Source organism: Asticcacaulis sp. SL142 (assembly GCF_026625745.1).
Lineage (GTDB): Bacteria > Pseudomonadota > Alphaproteobacteria > Caulobacterales > Caulobacteraceae > Asticcacaulis.
The window spans coordinates 2,282,046-2,298,233 of the sequence record NZ_CP113061.1 but is presented as its reverse complement, the minus strand read 5'-3'; the positions used below and the strand labels follow the sequence as shown (position 1 = coordinate 2,298,233).

At 57.1% G+C, this 16,188-nt stretch carries 15 protein-coding genes; 8 read left to right on the top strand and 7 right to left on the bottom strand.

Annotation, left to right across the window (positions count from 1 at the left end):
• Nucleotides 1-77: 77 nt before the first annotated feature.
• Both dnaJ and dapB read left to right on the top strand, forming a co-directional pair.
• Complete coding sequence (gene dnaJ, locus OVA03_RS10455) at nucleotides 78-1,241, top strand: molecular chaperone DnaJ (RefSeq protein WP_267524334.1); 1,164 nt, start codon at nucleotides 78-80, stop codon at nucleotides 1,239-1,241.
• 202 nt (nucleotides 1,242-1,443) lie between these two features.
• Complete coding sequence (gene dapB, locus OVA03_RS10450; protein ID WP_267524332.1) at nucleotides 1,444-2,199, top strand: 4-hydroxy-tetrahydrodipicolinate reductase; 756 nt, start codon at nucleotides 1,444-1,446, stop codon at nucleotides 2,197-2,199.
• Between the two features lie 106 nt (nucleotides 2,200-2,305).
• Here dapB and OVA03_RS10445 read toward each other — a convergent pair whose 3' ends face one another.
• The 4 genes from OVA03_RS10445 to glmS all read right to left on the bottom strand — a co-directional run bounded on the left by OVA03_RS10445 (nucleotide 2,306) and on the right by glmS (nucleotide 7,382).
• On the bottom strand, nucleotides 2,306-3,574 hold the full coding sequence (locus OVA03_RS10445) for a glycosyltransferase (protein ID WP_267524330.1): 1,269 nt from the start codon (nucleotides 3,572-3,574) through the stop codon (nucleotides 2,306-2,308).
• A 42-nt stretch (nucleotides 3,575-3,616) separates the two neighbouring features.
• A complete protein-coding gene (locus OVA03_RS10440) occupies nucleotides 3,617-3,844 on the bottom strand; it encodes a hypothetical protein (RefSeq protein ID WP_189485076.1) in 228 nt (75 codons plus the stop codon).
• A 338-nt stretch (nucleotides 3,845-4,182) separates the two neighbouring features.
• Nucleotides 4,183-5,394 (bottom strand): LL-diaminopimelate aminotransferase, encoded by a 1,212-nt coding sequence (locus OVA03_RS10435; protein WP_267524327.1) that lies wholly within the window; start codon nucleotides 5,392-5,394, stop codon nucleotides 4,183-4,185.
• 146 nt (nucleotides 5,395-5,540) lie between these two features.
• On the bottom strand, nucleotides 5,541-7,382 hold the full coding sequence (gene glmS, locus OVA03_RS10430; RefSeq protein ID WP_267524325.1) for a glutamine--fructose-6-phosphate transaminase (isomerizing): 1,842 nt from the start codon (nucleotides 7,380-7,382) through the stop codon (nucleotides 5,541-5,543).
• A gap of 275 nt (nucleotides 7,383-7,657) precedes the next feature.
• Between glmS and glmM the strand changes: the two genes are divergently transcribed.
• On the top strand, nucleotides 7,658-9,280 hold the full coding sequence (glmM, locus tag OVA03_RS10425) for a phosphoglucosamine mutase (RefSeq protein WP_267524323.1): 1,623 nt from the start codon (nucleotides 7,658-7,660) through the stop codon (nucleotides 9,278-9,280).
• Between the two features lie 51 nt (nucleotides 9,281-9,331).
• Here glmM and OVA03_RS10420 read toward each other — a convergent pair whose 3' ends face one another.
• On the bottom strand, nucleotides 9,332-9,898 hold the full coding sequence (locus tag OVA03_RS10420) for a hypothetical protein (RefSeq protein WP_267524321.1): 567 nt from the start codon (nucleotides 9,896-9,898) through the stop codon (nucleotides 9,332-9,334).
• Nucleotides 9,899-10,019: 121 nt separating this feature from the next.
• On the opposite strand from OVA03_RS10420, the gene coaBC reads away from it, so the two are divergent.
• The 5 genes from coaBC to OVA03_RS10395 all read left to right on the top strand — a co-directional run bounded on the left by coaBC (nucleotide 10,020) and on the right by OVA03_RS10395 (nucleotide 14,255).
• The gene (gene coaBC, locus OVA03_RS10415) at nucleotides 10,020-11,225 is read left to right on the top strand and encodes a bifunctional phosphopantothenoylcysteine decarboxylase/phosphopantothenate--cysteine ligase CoaBC (RefSeq protein WP_267524319.1); all 1,206 of its coding nucleotides are present in this window, start codon (nucleotides 10,020-10,022) and stop codon (nucleotides 11,223-11,225) included.
• Between the two features lie 7 nt (nucleotides 11,226-11,232).
• Nucleotides 11,233-11,685, top strand: a complete 453-nt coding sequence (gene dut / locus OVA03_RS10410; protein WP_267524317.1) for a dUTP diphosphatase — start codon at nucleotides 11,233-11,235, stop codon at nucleotides 11,683-11,685.
• A gap of 114 nt (nucleotides 11,686-11,799) precedes the next feature.
• Nucleotides 11,800-12,168: a hypothetical protein gene (locus OVA03_RS10405; RefSeq protein WP_267524316.1), complete on the top strand. Its 369-nt coding sequence runs from the start codon at nucleotides 11,800-11,802 to the stop codon at nucleotides 12,166-12,168.
• Nucleotides 12,169-12,201: 33 nt separating this feature from the next.
• Nucleotides 12,202-13,434: a putative DNA modification/repair radical SAM protein gene (locus OVA03_RS10400; RefSeq protein WP_267524315.1), complete on the top strand. Its 1,233-nt coding sequence runs from the start codon at nucleotides 12,202-12,204 to the stop codon at nucleotides 13,432-13,434.
• Entirely contained in the window at nucleotides 13,431-14,255 is an 825-nt protein-coding gene (locus OVA03_RS10395) for a TIGR03915 family putative DNA repair protein (protein ID WP_267524314.1), read from the top strand. Before OVA03_RS10400 ends, OVA03_RS10395 begins: the two co-directional genes overlap by 4 nt.
• A gap of 41 nt (nucleotides 14,256-14,296) precedes the next feature.
• Here the strand turns inward: OVA03_RS10395 and grpE are convergent, their stop codons facing one another.
• Both grpE and hrcA read right to left on the bottom strand, forming a co-directional pair.
• On the bottom strand, nucleotides 14,297-14,917 hold the full coding sequence (grpE, locus tag OVA03_RS10390) for a nucleotide exchange factor GrpE (RefSeq protein ID WP_267524312.1): 621 nt from the start codon (nucleotides 14,915-14,917) through the stop codon (nucleotides 14,297-14,299).
• A 92-nt stretch (nucleotides 14,918-15,009) separates the two neighbouring features.
• Nucleotides 15,010-16,092 (bottom strand): heat-inducible transcriptional repressor HrcA, encoded by a 1,083-nt coding sequence (gene hrcA, locus OVA03_RS10385; protein WP_267524310.1) that lies wholly within the window; start codon nucleotides 16,090-16,092, stop codon nucleotides 15,010-15,012.
• Nucleotides 16,093-16,188: the final 96 nt, after the last annotated feature.

Genomic DNA, 16,188 nt, shown 5'->3' with positions numbered 1-16,188 from the left:
AAGCTCTCTGTGGGTCTGCGGTTGGGTATGGCTTTTGCAGAGAAGTTAGAAGATTGAATCAAAGGACACGTCCTCACATGGCGCGTGATTATTACGAAATTCTGGGCGTCGCGCGCGATGCGGACGATGCGGCGCTGAAATCGGCCTTTCGTAAAAAGGCTATGGAGCATCATCCTGACCGTAATCAGGGTGATGGCGACGCCGAAGGCCGCTTCAAGGAAGTCAACGAAGCCTATTCGGTACTGTCGGACCCTAACAAACGCGCGGCTTATGACCGCTATGGTCATGCTGGTGTGAATGGCCAGCAAGGCGGCTTTGGCGGTGGACGCGGGGGCGCAGGCTTTGACAATGTCGAAGATATTTTCTCGGAAATGTTCGGCGATATTTTTGGCGGCGGCGGGCGTCGCCCCCAAGGCCCACAGCGCGGCGCGGATGTCCGCTTTGACTACGAAATCTCATTAGAACAGGCCTATACCGGCGCAGACGTTGAAATCAATGTGCCGACGACGCTTACCTGTGAGGTCTGCGACGGCACTGGGGCTAAGGCGGGCTCAAAGCCTCAGACCTGTCACACCTGCGGCGGTCAGGGCCGTGTGCGCTCTACCAATGGTTTCTTTGCGGTGGAACGCACCTGCCCGACCTGTAACGGTCAGGGGCAGGTCATCAAGGACCCCTGCACCAATTGTCGCGGTCACGGTCAGGTGCGCGCCGACCGTAAGCTCAATGTCCGTATTCCCGCCGGCGTCGATGACGGTGCGCGTATCCGTCTGACCGGCGAAGGTCAGGCCGGAACGCGCGGCGGCCCCAAGGGTGATCTCTATATCTTCCTGAGCGTGGCCGAGCATGACCTGTTTGAACGCGACGGTCTTGATCTGCATTGTTCCATTCCGGTGGCGATGGCGACTGCGGTGCTGGGCGGCAATATCGAAGTGCCGTGCCTGATGGGCGGGGCCGGTTGCGACGGTCAATGCAAGCTGGAGGTCGCTATCCCCGAAGGGGCGCAGACCGGCCACAAGGTCAAGATCAAGGGCAAGGGTATGCCGGCGCTTAATGGCCGCCAAAAAGGCGATCTGCTGGTGGAACTGTTTGTTGAAACCCCGACCCGTCTCAATGCCCGCCAGAAAGAACTGATGCGTGAGTTTGCGACCTTGGCCGAAGAGGAGCAAAATTCCCAAAGTCAGGGCTTTATGAAAAAGGCCAAACGCTTCTGGGAAGATATCACGGGTGCTGCGGCGCAGTAGGACTTAAGAACTCCCCCTCTTGGAGGGGGAGCTTTTATTTGATGTCATGACATCAAATAAAAGAGGGGGTAAACTGCCTATACAATTCATTTTGTTGCCTGTAGTTACCCCACCACCGCTGCGCTAACGCTGGCGGTCCCCGCCACCGGTCGCCCGGCTCCCCTCCAAGAGGGGAGGTTCTTTAATATTCGGAGACACCTCCATGACCCAAACCCTCCGCTTTGCAGTTGCCGGTGCGCGCGGGCGCATGGGTCAGGCCGTGCTTAAGGTGCTGAATGAACGCGGGTTTGAGGTCGCAACCGCCTTCGATAAGGGCGATGTGATTGACCTGTCGGGGGCTGATGCGGTCATCGATTTCACCACCCCCTATGCCAGTATCGACATTGCCCATGCCTGTGCGGACGAAGGCGAGACCCGCGGCAAGCCTTTGGCGCACATTATTGGCTCGACCGGCTGGATGCCTGCCGAAGAACAGTCGCTGAAAACCCTGACCGATCGGGTAACCATTGTGCGCGCCGGTAATTTCTCGCTCGGCGTCAACATGCTGATGGGGCTGGTCAAACAGGCCGCGGCCAAGCTGCCCGCCGAAGACTGGGACATCGAAGTCCTTGAGGCTCACCATAAGCGTAAGGTCGATGCGCCGTCCGGCACTGCCCTGATGCTGGGGCAGGCGGCGGCTATCGGTCGTGAGGTCGATCTGGGCGAAGCCAAGGTCGCCGCCCGCGACGGCCTGACCGGTCAGCGCGTGGACGGTACGATTGGTTTTAGCGTCATTCGCGGCGGCGGCATTATCGGGGAACATAGCGTGCTGTTTGCGTCGGAAGACGAGATTATCACCTTGTCGCACTCGGCGCGTGACCGCACCCTGTTTGCGCGGGGCGCTATCGAGGCCGCCCTGTGGGCGGCAGATAAACCTGCCGGGGCCTATGACATGCAGGACGTTTTAGGGTTTAATTGACCTCCGTAAAAAGTCCTTCGCTGCGCTCAGTGTACTTTTCACGGGATCAGTTTTGAAAAATCGGGTTTGGGGAGGCCCTTCACTCGATTTTACTTTTGATTTTGAATTATTTTAGCCAACCGTTGAAAGGTAAAGCGCTCAAAGCCTCTGCTGTCCAGGCATCGTTGACATCGCGGATACGAGCCTTGGCGGCGTCCGCTTTTAGCGCCCTAAGCTCCGGATCATTGGTGACGCTCACAATCGCCTCTGCGGCGGCATCCACATCGGGATCGGCCCAGACCTGTTCATGGTCGCGCGCAATCCAGAACGGGCGGAACGGCTCATAGGTGCCGGTCGGGTCTTTGATCTCAATCAGCCGTGACGGGATCAGATAAGCTGACGCTTCATCCATAAAATCGACATTGCCGGACCAGCCGGTGGCGATCACGCTGACCCCCAGCGTCATGGCTTCGGCCAACGTCAGGCCAAAGCCTTCGGCACGATGCAGCGAAATCAGGGCATCAAACGACGCCATGAAATTATTGATATCGGTATCGCTCAGGCGCTCGGTGAAAAAGCGAATATCGTCACGCCCGGACATATAGCTATCAAGGCGGGCGGCGATATCAGGATCTCGGCGTAAGTCCTGAACTTTTAAGGTCAGTCGGGCCGTATCACAGGAGGCCGGAAAAGCTTTGATCCACGCCTCCAGCACCGCCCACGGATTCTTGCGCGCCGAAGACGATTTGGCATCGAACAGACACAAAAACTCAGTCCGGTCATGGCTCAACCCAAAGCGGTCGCGGTCGGGGCGCGCCTGATCGACATCAAACATTGGGTGCGGCATGACCCGCAGACGCGGCGTCAGATCAGGCCGGTTAGCGGCTTCAAAGGCACGTTTAACCCCGTCACGTACAAAGACGCTTGGTACCCAGATTTCATGCAGATAATCCGCCGTCCATACCCAATAATCGGGCGCTTTAGGCGTTTCCCACGCCCAATAGGCAATGCGGTAGCGGTCCGCCCACTGATCCGGCGCATGGGCCAGGAAGGCGACCATGACTTCGGGGGAGTTGGCATGAATATACCACACACCGCCGGGCGCCATGTCGGGAAGGCGGGCCTTGCCATCAATAAAGTGCTTAAACGCGGTGCGCAGATCGTGAACGACAGGCGCGTAACCTGCGGCTTGAAAGCCTTTCAGCGACAACTGACCGCCACGGGCAATGCCGGAGGATTCGTTCAGGAAACCGGAGACCAGCACCGGCCCCGGTGTGGGCACATCACTGTCGGCGGCTTTGCGCCATGGGCCGGATTTGAGGCGCGCCAGTCCCAGAATGCCGCCATGAATGAGGGGCAGGCGGTATTTGAGCGGAATACTGCGGATATTAAGCATAAGCCTTTATGGCAAAGACCAGTAAATATTTAAAGACCGGTGTTAAAGACCCAACCAGCGGCGGCGCTGCGACCAATAGGTCTCGAACTGATCAGCCAGACCCGCGTCTTCAAAGGTAATGACCTTGACCTGATGGTCACCGGCGGGATCGGAATGAATCGAAATGGAATCCGCATCCTGCACGGCAGCGGCTTCAACAAACTTGAAAAACGCACCGAAGAAAGCGTCACTCTCAGATTCTGAACTCAAGTCGTACTGAAGGCTGACCATTGTGTTCTCCTTAACCGGCACAATAAAGCCGTACCCGATATAAATATGCGATAGGGGGCATAAAAAATCGAAGCGGTTTTGTGCGATGCACAATTCGTTAATAGAACCCTAATATAGACCCGGAGTCAAAGGTGCAGCCAGCCTTTTCGCCCGTTAACCCCAATAAAATAAGGTAAACGGGTGCGGATGTGACCATTAAGTCGCGAAACTGTCGCATATTGGGTCACGACCGTTTTTAAATTCCCGTAAGAGGGATATTGTCAGATCACGTCAGCTTTGTCGCGCGCAGAAGATTTGGTTTCCGGCAGCAGCAACTTCTTGATATTACGCGCCAGTTTTTAGGCGAGTGTCGCGGCGCGCTTAGGTTCAGGCTTGCTGTCAGGTAGCAAAAGTTTCTTGATATTGCGCGCCGCTTGGCGAATACGGTGCTCGTTTTCGACCAGCCCGATGCGCACAAAGCCTTCGCCATATTCCCCAAAGCCGAGACCGGGAGCGACCGCGACATGAGCCTCTTCAATCAGCAGCTTGGCGAATTCAATCGAGCCCAGATGCTTGAACTTATCCGGTATCTCTGCCCAGGCAAACATTGACGCAGGTGGTGGCGGAATATCCCAACCGGCACGCTTCATGGAATCGATCAGCACATCGCGGCGCGATTTATAGATGTTGCGGATTTCCTCAACATTATCCTGCGGGCCATTAAGGGCTGCGGCGGCGGCAACCTGCATCGGGGTGAAGCCGCCGTAGTCGAGGTAGGACTTGACGCGGGCAAGGGCTGCACAGATTTCCGAATTACCGACCACCATGCCGACGCGCCAGCCGGCCATGGCATAGGTCTTCGACAGCGAATTGATCTCGACCGAGCGCTTGATGGCGCCCTCGACCTGAAGGATCGACGGCGGCGGGTTGTTGTCGAAATAGATTTCCGAATAGGCAATATCCGACAGCACGATCAGATCGTGCTTTTCAGCGATGCGGATGATTTCTTTGTAGAAATCAAGATCAACCCATTGGGCCGTCGGATTGGACGGATAAGACACGATCAGCACCGACGGCGTCGGCACGGAATGTTTCACGGCGCGCTCAATACCCGACAGATATTGCTCCGGCGACAGGGCCGGTACGTGGCGGATAACGCCGCCGGCCATCAAAAAGCCAAAGGCATGGATCGGGTAGGCCGGATTAGGGCAGATGACCGTATCGCCGGGGGCCGTAATCGCCATAGCCAGGTTGGCAAAGCCTTCCTTGGAACCGAGTGTGGCGACCACTTCGGTATCGGGATTGAGCTTAACCCCGTAACGGCGGTCGTAATAACCGGCCATAGCTTTGCGCAGACCCTGCACGCCTTTGGAAACCGAATAGCCGTGGGTCTTGGGCTTTCTGACCGTCTCGACCAGCTTATCAACAATGTGCGGGGCGGTGTCCATGTCAGGATTGCCCATGCCGAAATCGATCACGTCGGTGCCCGCCGCTCGCAGACGCGCCTTCACCTTGTTGACTTCTTCGAAGACATAGGGCGGTAGGCGGCGAATACGGTAAAAGTCACGCATGACAAAGCTATCCAGACAGGGAACGCGGGGGCTAATGTGGCCTGCACATATACCCGATCATGGCGAATTGTCATCCCGATATCGGGTGATTTTTAGGAAATTTTATCACGAAACAATAAGGTTTATTGCGCTGTGCGTTTTCCGAACTACTCCACCGTCACGGATTTGGCCAGATTGCGCGGTTGGTCAACATCGGTGCCTTTGTGGACGGCAGTGTGGTAGGCCAGAAGCTGGATCGGTACCGAATAGATGATCGGGGCGATGAACGGATCGCAGGCTGGGCCCTTGATGATTTTCAAAGACTTAGCCGCATCGCCGGACAGGGCAGGGACTTTTTCCGGCACGCAGGTGATCATGATGACGCGGCCACCACGGGCGGCGACTTCCTGCACGTTGGAGGCGGTCTTTTCAAACAGTTCATCGTCGGGGGCGATGACCACGACCGGGGTTTTTTCGTCAATCAGCGCGATCGGGCCGTGTTTCAGCTCACCGGCCGCGTAACCTTCGGCATGGATGTAGGAGATTTCCTTGAGCTTGAGCGCGCCTTCCAGCGCCAGCGGGAACATAGCCCCGCGCCCCAGATAAATGACATCGCTTGATTTCGACAGGTCAATGGCCGCGACCTTGGACAGTTCCGAATCCATCACCAAAGCATGCGAGATCAGACCGGGGGTCTCCAACAGTAACTGCACATAGTGAGCTTCCTGAGCCGCATTGATCTTACCACGCTGAACGGCGGCGCAGACCACCAACGACAGCAGGGCCGACAATTGCGCCGTAAACGCCTTGGTCGAGGCGACGCCGATTTCCGGCCCGGCATGGGTTGGCCACAGGATATCGGCCTCACGCGCCATGGTCGAGGTATGGACGTTCACCAGCGCTGCGGTTTTAAGCCCCTCACCGGCGCACCAGCGTAGCGCCGCTAAGGTATCCGCCGTCTCGCCCGATTGCGATACCGCCATGGCGAGAGAGCCTGCCGTCATGGCCGGGGTGCGGTAGCGAAACTCAGAGGCCACTTCGACATCGACCGGCAGTCCTGCGATTTTCTCAAAGGCATATTTGGCGATGCAGCCGGCATAATAGGCGGTGCCGCAGGCGATGATTTGCAGGCGGGTGATGTCTTTGAAGTCGAGGCTGGCCTTGATATCGGCGCGCACGGATTTGCCGACCGGATCGAGATAGGCCGACAGGGTGCGCTGGCAGCTTTCGGGCTGTTCATGGACTTCCTTTTCCATGAAGTGCCGGAACGCACCTTTTTCGACCAAAGCCGCCGACGCCGGAACCGTGGTGGCGGGGCGGTTGACGCGAAAGCCTTTGTGGTCAAACACTTCGGCGTCAGTGCGGGTGACGATGACCCAGTCGCCTTCTTCGAGGTAGGTGACGCGACTGGTAAACGGGCCGACGGCCAGAGCGTCAGACCCCAAGAACATCTCGCCCTCGCCCCAGCCAATAACCAAAGGCGATCCACGCCGCGCGCCAAGCATCAGCTCATTTTCGCCGTCAATCAGGATCGCCAGCGCATAGGCGCCGTGCAGACGGCCGAGCACCGCTTTGAAGCCGTCCTTGATCGATACGCCGGTTTTCAGCGTGGCATCAAGCAGATGGGCGATGACTTCGGTATCGGTATCGGAGGTAAATTCATGGCCCGCCGTGATCAGTTCAGTTTTAAGTTCCGCAAAATTTTCGATAATGCCATTGTGCACCAAGGTCACAGCACCTGACGTATGCGGGTGAGCATTGCGCACACTCGGCGCGCCGTGGGTGGCCCAGCGCGTGTGGCCGATGCCGACCGTACCGGTGATGGGGTCATCCGCAATGACGGCTTCAAGGTTTTTGATCTTACCCTCGGCGCGGCGGCGCTGGGTTCCGTTTGGCGTGACAACTGCAATACCCGCCGAGTCATAGCCGCGATATTCAAGGCGGCGCAGGGATTCCAGCAGGCGCGGGGCGGCCTCAGATTTGCCGATAATGCCAATAATGCCGCACATATGAGAGGTCTCCGGGTTAAATTTTTATACCTGTAGCGCGAATATGCGATTTTTTATTAGCACACAAAAATGAGTTTCGCCATAAATCCCTGTGACAGAAAGTTTCTGAAACCGAGGTCATTAAGCTGAATAACAAAGATTTTTTATTTTATGCTTACATTTTTGTGCGATTATATTTTATCTACGCAATGAATAATTTGCAAAATATTTGGATTTTGTTGCAATTGTCATGCGTGCGCTGTAAATTACGTGCACAAACGCTGTGGAGCCTTTAGATGAGCGAACCTAAGTGGGAAAGATTGCTAAGTGCTTTAGGCGCGTCCGGCATTTCGATCAAGGATGTGGCCGATGCCGCCGGTGTGGCGCAATCGAGCATCTTTCGCGCCCTTAACGGCCAAACCAAGTCCCCGCGTCCTGAAACGGTCGATAAGATGGAAGCGGCGTTTGTGACGCTGGCGACCCAGAAAATCAACGACTATCGCTCGGCGCTCACGCTCTACGGCTTTAACCCGATCAAATCCAAAAACGAAGAATTGGCCTCGCACATGACCAGCCTTAACAAGACCCGCAAATATTTCGGCACCGATGGTATCCGTGGCCGCGCCAATACCTTCCCCATGACCGCCGAAGTCGCCTACCGTGTGGGTATGGCGGCGGGCAAGATGTTTATGTCGTCGGACGATCGCCGCCATCTGGTGGTCATCGGCAAAGACACGCGCCTGTCGGGCTATATGATTGAGCCGGCGCTGGTGGCGGGCTTTACCTCGGTCGGCATGGACGTGCGCCTGTTCGGGCCTCTGCCAACGCCGGGGGTGGCGATGATGACGCGCTCGATGCGCGCCGATCTGGGGGTGATGATCTCAGCATCCCATAACGCCTTCGCCGATAATGGCATCAAGCTGTTCGGGCCGGACGGCTATAAGCTGTCCGATGAGGTTGAACTGGCGATTGAGGCCCGCATGGATGGCAATATTCTGGACGGCGTGGCGGAACCCCATCAGCTTGGGCGGGTGGTGCGTGTCGATGACGCTCAGTCGCGCTATGTTGAGATCACCAAGGCGTCGTTTCCGCGCCATCTGCGCCTGAAAGGGATGCGCATCGTCATCGATTGCGCCAACGGTGCGGCCTATAAGGTGGCCCCACTGGCGCTCTATGAACTGGGCGCCGAAGTGTTTCCGATCGGGGTGTCGCCGGATGGCCTGAATATCAACAATAAGTGCGGCTCGACCTATCCGCAGACCATGGCCGAGGCCGTCAAAACCTACCGCGCCGATATCGGGATTGCGCTCGATGGTGATGCCGACCGCCTGGTGATCTGCGACGAAAAAGGTCAGGTCATCGACGGCGATCAGATCATGGCGATCATTGCGGCGGCCTGGGCGAAAAAGGGTCTGCTGCGCGGCGGCGGGCTGGTGGCGACGGTCATGTCGAACCTAGGCTTAGAGCGCCTGATGCAGTCAAACGGTCAGAGTTTAGAGCGCACCAAGGTCGGTGACCGCTATGTTATGGAGCGGATGCGCGAAGGCGGCTTTAATCTGGGCGGCGAACAGTCCGGCCACATTATCATGAGCGACTATGCCACGACCGGCGACGGCCTGATGGCGGCCTTGCAGGTACTGGCCGTGCTGGTCGAATCCGACAAGCCGATGAGTGAGCTAGGCAAGCAGTTCGATACCGTACCGCAGTTGCTGAAAAATGTCCGCTTCTCAGGCGAAAATCCGATGGAAAAGGATGTCGTCAAAAAAGCCATTGCCGCCGGTGAAGCCGCCCTCAAAGGCTCCGGCCGGGTGCTGGTGCGTCCCAGCGGCACTGAGCCTCTGATCCGCGTCATGGCCGAAGGTGATGATGAAAAGCTGGTCAAATCGGTGGTTGAAGACATCGCCGCAACGATGGTGTAGCTTTTTAGCGCGCACCTTAATCCAAAAACCGTTTACACTTTTTGGGGTGCGCTACTCTTCCCTAATCGTGCGCCGTCCGGCCTCTATCTCTTTCTGTTTCTGCCAATAGGCGGCCCCTTCATAGGGCTGAAACAGGGTACGCGGCGCGCCCTTTTTGGTCATGACGGCAAATATGTTTTGCGCCGGATCATAAAACAGCGTGTCGCCATTATTGCGCATGATCGTCTGGGTGCCCTTGGGCGGTGTGTGCACGAAGCCATGCACAAACACGACGTAATCCTCATAGGTTTTAATGCCGAAGGTTGGGCCGTGCTTTTCGAAATGATAGGTGGCATTTTCATAAGCCGAATATTTGCGGTTGGTCGACCATAACGGCCAGTCGGCATAACGGGTCTGAGTGATTTCACCGGCGGGTTTCGGCACCTTGACCTTAAGCACCGGCCCGTCAAAGGCGGGGGCAGGCCGTGGGGTGGTATCAGGTGGCGGCGTGGTTGGTGCGGCTTCCGGTTCGGCCCAGACCGGCGGTTTGGGGGCAGGCGCTATCTGCTCAGACGGCGACGTGCCCTGACCGTCGGGCAAAACGGCGGATGGTCCCGCATCGCAGGCGGCGATAAACAACGCTAAAAACCCAAATAAGCATAATGGTTTAAACCTGCCCACCTTGCTTTTCCTCCCCCGTCAGGCCATGTAGGGAGCCAGATATGTCATAAGACCTGCCACCGGAAAAGGGAATTACGGCATGGCCGCACCGGCTCAAAAGCGCGTTCTGCTGATCATCGGCGGCGGGATTGCGGCCTATAAATCCTTAAGCCTGATCCGGTTGCTGCGGACAGCGGGCATCGGTGTGCGCGTGGTGCTGACCGAGGCCGCCAAAGAATTTGTCACCCCTTTAAGCGCCGGTGCGCTCAGCAATGATAAGGTCTATACCGACCTGTTTGACCTCAATGACGAAGCCGAAATGGGCCATATCGCCTTGTCGCGTTCCGCCGATCTGGTGGTGGCAGCGCCTGCGACCGCCAATATGATGGCTAAACTGGCGAATGGTCTGGCCGATGATCTGGCAGCCACCCTACTGCTGGCCACCGATAAGCGTGTGATGATGGCCCCGGCTATGAATGTGCGCATGTGGCATCATGCGGCGACCCAGCGCAATGTCGCAACCCTTACCGCCGATGGCGTCCTGATGGTCGGCCCCGAAGAAGGCGATATGGCCTGCGGCGAATTTGGTCTGGGCCGGATGGCCGAACCGGAAACCATTTTCAAGGCGATTATGGCGCACCTTAACCCCCGCACGGGTGCGCTGGATGGCAAGCATGTCCTGATGACGGCCGGCCCGACCTTTGAACCGCTTGATCCGGTGCGCGGTATCACCAATCGCTCTTCGGGTAAGCAAGGCTATGCCATTGCCGAAGCGCTGGCGTCTGAGGGTGCCACGGTGACGCTCATTTCCGGCCCAGTATCTCTGCCCACGCCCGAAGGGGTGGAGCGCATTGATGTCCGCACGGCGCTTGAAATGTTTGATGCCGTCCACGCCCACTTGCCCGCCGATGCCTTTATTGGCGTGGCCGCCGTCTCCGACTGGCGCGCGCAAACCGTGGCAACGGATAAGCAGAAAAAATCCGCCAACAACGATGAACTGACCCTTACCCTGATCAAGAACCCGGACATTCTGGCCTCGGTCGGGCTGCACACGACGCAGCGCCCGACCCTGGTGATCGGCTTTGCGGCGGAGACGCAGAATCTGGAAGTCTACGGCAAGACCAAGCTGCGCACCAAGGGCGCGGACGCCATCTTTGCCAACGAGGTCGGTGACGATAAGGTCTTTGATCAGGACACCACCAATATGATGCTGATTGATGCCCACGGCCCGACGGCGGTCAAGCGCCTGACTAAGGCCGAGGTGGCGCAGGACATCACCCACTATGTAATTAACCGACTGACTTGAGATATTAATGACCATCACTGCCCAGATCGTACAGCTTCCCCATTCCGCCGGTTTGCCATTACCCGCCTATGAAACGCAAGGTTCGGCGGGGCTTGATCTGCGCGCCGCCGTGCCCGAAGGTAAGCCCATAACGCTGAAACCACTGCAGCGGGCGCTGATCCCGACCGGCCTTAAGATGTCGGTGCCGCTGGGCTATGAGATTCAGGTGCGGCCGCGTTCAGGGCTGGCGCTCAAGTTCGGCATTACCTGCCTCAACTCACCGGGCACGGTCGATAGCGATTATCGCGGCGAAGTCGGCGTCATTCTGATCAATCTGGGCGCGGAAGATTTCGTCATCAATCGCGGCGACCGCATTGCCCAGATGATTGTCGCTCAGCACGCCCGCATCGATTGGACAGTGGTTGAAACCCTGGACGATACCGTGCGCGGCGCAGGCGGGTTTGGCTCCACCGGACGATAACAATTTAGCTTCTGTGACACATTCAGCACGCCTAAAACCTTTACGGCGGCGTCAAAACGCGACACCCTGAAAAACGGCGTTATCTTGAGTCGCCGCTCAAACCAAGGTGCAGCCATGTCGCAAATGGTGGAATATCTTTGGCTGATTATGGACGGGGTGTGGGCCGCGTGTACGTCGCTCAATGTCGTACCGATGATTGTGGTGGCGAGCCTTATCGGCCTTTTCCAGGCAAAGGCGGCGCATTTTATGGTCAAGGCCCTGATGTGTCTGGGGCTGGCGATCCTGATTGATGCGCTGTGGCCGCTAACCTTTGGCGGAGATATGGTCGTGCCGGCCATTACCCAGCTTGAGGTTCAGCTTCAGATGGTGATGCTCTATGGGCTGGGCTATCTGATCCTTAAGGGTATGGTTCGGGTCAGACGGGCCATTGCCCTGACCCCGTCCCAAAATGCAGCCAAGCCCGAATCTACGAAAACCGATTGACGGCTTTGAATTAAGAACATATCATGAACAATTATGAAAAAATCGCTCAAACATCGGTTGGCCATACTCTCGGATGCTGCCAAATATGATGCCTCGTGCGCGTCAAGCGGCACGACCAAACGCGATTCCTCGCGATCCGGGGGCTTGGGCTCAACCGAAGGGTCAGGTATCTGTCATGCCTATGCGCCGGATGGGCGCTGTATTTCCCTCCTCAAGATTCTGCTGACCAATTTTTGCATCTATGACTGCGTCTATTGCATCAACCGCTCGTCGTCCAATGTTGAGCGGGCACGCTTTACGGTCGATGAGGTCATCTGGCTTACCTTAGAGTTTTACCGGCGCAACTATATTGAGGGGCTGTTCCTGTCGTCAGGGATTATCCGCTCATCGGACTATACGATGGAGGAAATGGTGCGGGTGGCGCGGGATCTGCGCTTCAAACATAATTTTCAGGGCTATATTCACCTCAAAACCATCCCCGATGCCTCCGCTAAGCTGATCGAAGAGGCGGGCCTGTTTGCTGATCGTCTGTCAATCAATATCGAACTGCCGACCGATGCCGGGGTTGAAGCGTTCGCCCCGCAAAAACATCCGGCCAATATTCGCCGCTCGATGGGCGAATTAAAGCTTAAGATCGACGAAGCGCGGGAGCCGACACTGAAAACCAAACGCCGCAAACGCTTTGTGCCGGCGGGCCAGTCGACCCAGATGATCATCGGCGCCGATGTCACCAATGACGCCACCATCCTTGGCACCAGCGCGCGGCTCTATGGCGGCTATCAACTCCGGCGGGTCTATTATTCGGCCTTCAGTCCCATTCCGGATTCCTCGCAACATCTACCGCTGATCAAACCGCCGCTGATGCGGGAGCACCGGCTCTATCAGGCCGACTGGCTTTACCGGTTTTATGGCTTTGATATTGCGGAAATCACCCACGGTCGGGCGGACGGCATGCTTGATCTGGAGCTTGACCCAAAGCTGGCCTGGGCGCTGGCAAACCGTGATCGCTTTCCAGTCGATATCAATCGTGCTGACAAAGAAATGTTGCTGAGGGTGCCGGGCTTTGGGGTCAAGACGGTGATGTCGATCCTGACCACACGTCGTCACAAGCGCCTGAAAATGGAGGATCTGGCCCGGCTCAAGGTGTCACTGAAAAAGGTCAAGGCGTTTGTGGTGGCGGACGGCCATACACCCATGAATCTGCTCGATGCCAGTGACCTCAAGGCCATGTTCATGCCGCGTCCGGAGCAGTTGAGCCTGCTATGAGGATCGTCATCGACCGGCGTGGGGATTTTGAGGAATGGCGCGAACACGCGCGACACCTGCTCTGTGCGGGCATCCAGCCTGACGCGGTGGAATGGCTGGACAGAGAGACGCTGAAAGACGATCTGTTTGGCGCGGATAAAGCAATCGCTGAAACCAAGGCCACCTTTTCCGTGCCGCGTGCCTTTGTCGAATGTGCGCAGGTTGTGGTCTGTCATGCCGATCTGGCGGCTTATGCGGTGCTCTACAGACTGCTGTGGCGGTTGCAGACGGAGCGCCATCTGCTGAGCATCACGACCGATCCTGATGTGGTCCGCGCCCATCAGATGGCCAAGTCGGTCGGGCGCGACAGCCATAAGATGAAAGCCTTTGTGCGTTTCAAGGAACTTCCCGCACTGGAGGGAAGCGCCCGGCGACAGTTTCTGGCCTGGTTTGAGCCGGATCATTATATCGTCGGCCGCACCGCCGGTTTCTTTCAGCGGCGCTTCACCGATATGGACTGGGTGATCGCCACGCCGAAAGGATCAGCAAGCTGGGATGGTGATGCCCTGACGGTCTCCGCCCAACCCGCCCGCAATCCTGAACTGGTGGATGACACCGATGATCTGTGGCGAACCTATTTTGCCAATATCTTCAATCCGGCGCGTCTGAAGGTGAAGATGATGCAGACCGAAATGCCGAAAAAATACTGGAAGAACCTGCCCGAAGCCGACCTGATCCCTGATTTGATCGCCGGGGCCGAAGACCGTGTGCGGGCCATGGCGGCAAAACCAGCAACGACGGCCCCGAAATTTCATTACCGCATCCACAAAATAAAAGGGTGAGCCGCGAGGCTCACCCTTAAAGTGCGAAATGTTTTCAGACCTTACGCCTTTGTATCAACTGCCGGATCGTCGCTGGTGTCAGTCTCATGGGCATAGGCGCTGGTTGCGGCGGCAGCCGCTACCGTGTTGGCTGAGGTCTTGGCGGCGGTCGCCACCATGGCCGGGCGGATGATGCGCCCAAACAGCTCATAACCGGTCTGCATCACATTGACGACGGCACCGCCGGTCACATCTTCGGCCGGGACTTCCATCACCGCCTGATGCAGGTTCGGGTCGAACTTGTCGCCCCTGAGTGGGTTGACCTTCTTGACGCCGTTTTTCTCAAAGGCCTGCGACAGTTCCTTTTCGGTCATGTCGATGCCGAGCACGAAGTTCTTGAACGCGGCGTCTTCAATATCCTTCGGCGCCGATTGCAGGGCGCGCGCCAAAATGTCGGCCACGCCCAAAAGATCGCGTGAGAAACGCTGAATGGCAAAGGCGCGGGCGTCGTTCATTTCGCGCTCGGTACGGCGCTTGACGTTTTCAACCTCAGCGGCATAGCGCAGAGCCTGTTCCTTCAGGGCCGCGTTCTCGCTTTTGAGCGCCTCAAGTTCGGTCAGCAAGATTTCGGTGGCGTCCTGCTCCAGATCCGCGCCGCCCTCTTCCAAATTCTCGTCCGTCATATCTGTCCCTTGATAAATCACAGAGCGCATTCCGAAAAGTGTAAGCGGTTTTCGGAATCAAATGCGCGTTAAACAAATTAAGCCACCCGCCTTTAGTCCAGCAGGCGGCCTAAAATTTTGGCGGTGTAGTCAACAAGTGGGATGATCCGCGCGTAATTCAACCGTGCCGGGCCGATTACACCGATGGCGCCCACGACCTTCTGACTTTGACCGGCCATGTAAGGCGCTGCAATAACAGCCGAACCGGATAAAGAAAACAGTTTCGATTCCGATCCGATGAAAATTCGCACACCTTGCGCGTCTTTCACATCATCCAGCAGCTCGATCAGCTCTTCTTTTTGCTCCAGATCTTCAAATAATGATCTCACCCGCTCAAGGTCATCCAGGCTAGAGGCCTCCAGCAGGTTGGCCCGCCCGCGCACGATCAGGGCGCGCTTATTACCTTCTTCACCCGACCAGGCCGCCAGCCCCTGATTGATCAGAACCGATGCCGCTTCATCCAGTTTCTGGCGTTCTTCGGCCAGTTCAGCGGCCAGTTCGCGCTTGGCCTCCCCCAGTGTGCGACCACGGATACGGGCATTGAGATAGTTCGAGGCTTCGATCAGCACCGACGGCGTGGTTCCAAGCGCCACGGTCATTAAACGGTTTTCCACCCGACCGTCATCATAGACCAGTACCGCCAGCGCCTGATCCGGCCCCAGCAGGATAAATTCGACATGCTTGACTCCGGCCTCAAAGCTGGGGGTCATGACCACGCCCGCCCCACCGGCCAGACCCGACAGCATGGAGGAGGCTTCGCGCAAGGCCACATCAAAGCTGCGGCCTTTAGAGGTCAGGCGGGCTTCGATATCGCGTTTGGCGTCTTCGCTCAGGTCGCCGATCTCCAGCAAACCATCGACAAACAAACGAAGTCCATGATGGGTCGGTAACCGCCCCGATGAGGTGTGCGGCGCGGACAAAAGCCCAAGATGCGCCAGATCCTGCATGGTGTTGCGAATAGAGGCCGGAGATAGCGACACGCCACTGCGCGATAAGGTACGCGATCCGACCGGCTCCCCGGTTTCCAGATAGGTCTCAACCACCTGCCGGAAAATGTCACGGGCCCGCGCATCCAGCTCGGTCAGGGAGGCGCCGGACGATAATATAGTAGATGCGCTTAAAGGGGATCTGATCATTGCCTTTAAGGATAGGGTTCTTATGGGCCTATGGAAAGATATTTTTGTGTCTTCAAAATGCCATCAATGGGGTAAAATCTCGCTCATATACATAAG

Coding starts and splice junctions, on each gene's coding strand:
- OVA03_RS10405 (WP_267524316.1), top strand. CDS start 11,800: ATGTCGCAAATGGTGGAATATCTTTGGCTGATTATGGACGGGGTGTGG.
- OVA03_RS10400 (WP_267524315.1), top strand. CDS start 12,202: ATGAAAAAATCGCTCAAACATCGGTTGGCCATACTCTCGGATGCTGCC.
- grpE (WP_267524312.1), bottom strand. CDS start 14,917: ATGACGGACGAGAATTTGGAAGAGGGCGGCGCGGATCTGGAGCAGGAC.
- dnaJ (WP_267524334.1), top strand. CDS start 78: ATGGCGCGTGATTATTACGAAATTCTGGGCGTCGCGCGCGATGCGGAC.
- OVA03_RS10395 (WP_267524314.1), top strand. CDS start 13,431: ATGAGGATCGTCATCGACCGGCGTGGGGATTTTGAGGAATGGCGCGAA.
- dut (WP_267524317.1), top strand. CDS start 11,233: ATGACCATCACTGCCCAGATCGTACAGCTTCCCCATTCCGCCGGTTTG.
- OVA03_RS10435 (WP_267524327.1), bottom strand. CDS start 5,394: ATGCGTGACTTTTACCGTATTCGCCGCCTACCGCCCTATGTCTTCGAA.
- glmM (WP_267524323.1), top strand. CDS start 7,658: ATGAGCGAACCTAAGTGGGAAAGATTGCTAAGTGCTTTAGGCGCGTCC.
- hrcA (WP_267524310.1), bottom strand. CDS start 16,092: ATGATCAGATCCCCTTTAAGCGCATCTACTATATTATCGTCCGGCGCC.
- OVA03_RS10440 (WP_189485076.1), bottom strand. CDS start 3,844: ATGGTCAGCCTTCAGTACGACTTGAGTTCAGAATCTGAGAGTGACGCT.
- OVA03_RS10445 (WP_267524330.1), bottom strand. CDS start 3,574: ATGCTTAATATCCGCAGTATTCCGCTCAAATACCGCCTGCCCCTCATT.
- glmS (WP_267524325.1), bottom strand. CDS start 7,382: ATGTGCGGCATTATTGGCATTATCGGCAAATCTGAGGCCGCCCCGCGC.
- dapB (WP_267524332.1), top strand. CDS start 1,444: ATGACCCAAACCCTCCGCTTTGCAGTTGCCGGTGCGCGCGGGCGCATG.
- coaBC (WP_267524319.1), top strand. CDS start 10,020: ATGGCCGCACCGGCTCAAAAGCGCGTTCTGCTGATCATCGGCGGCGGG.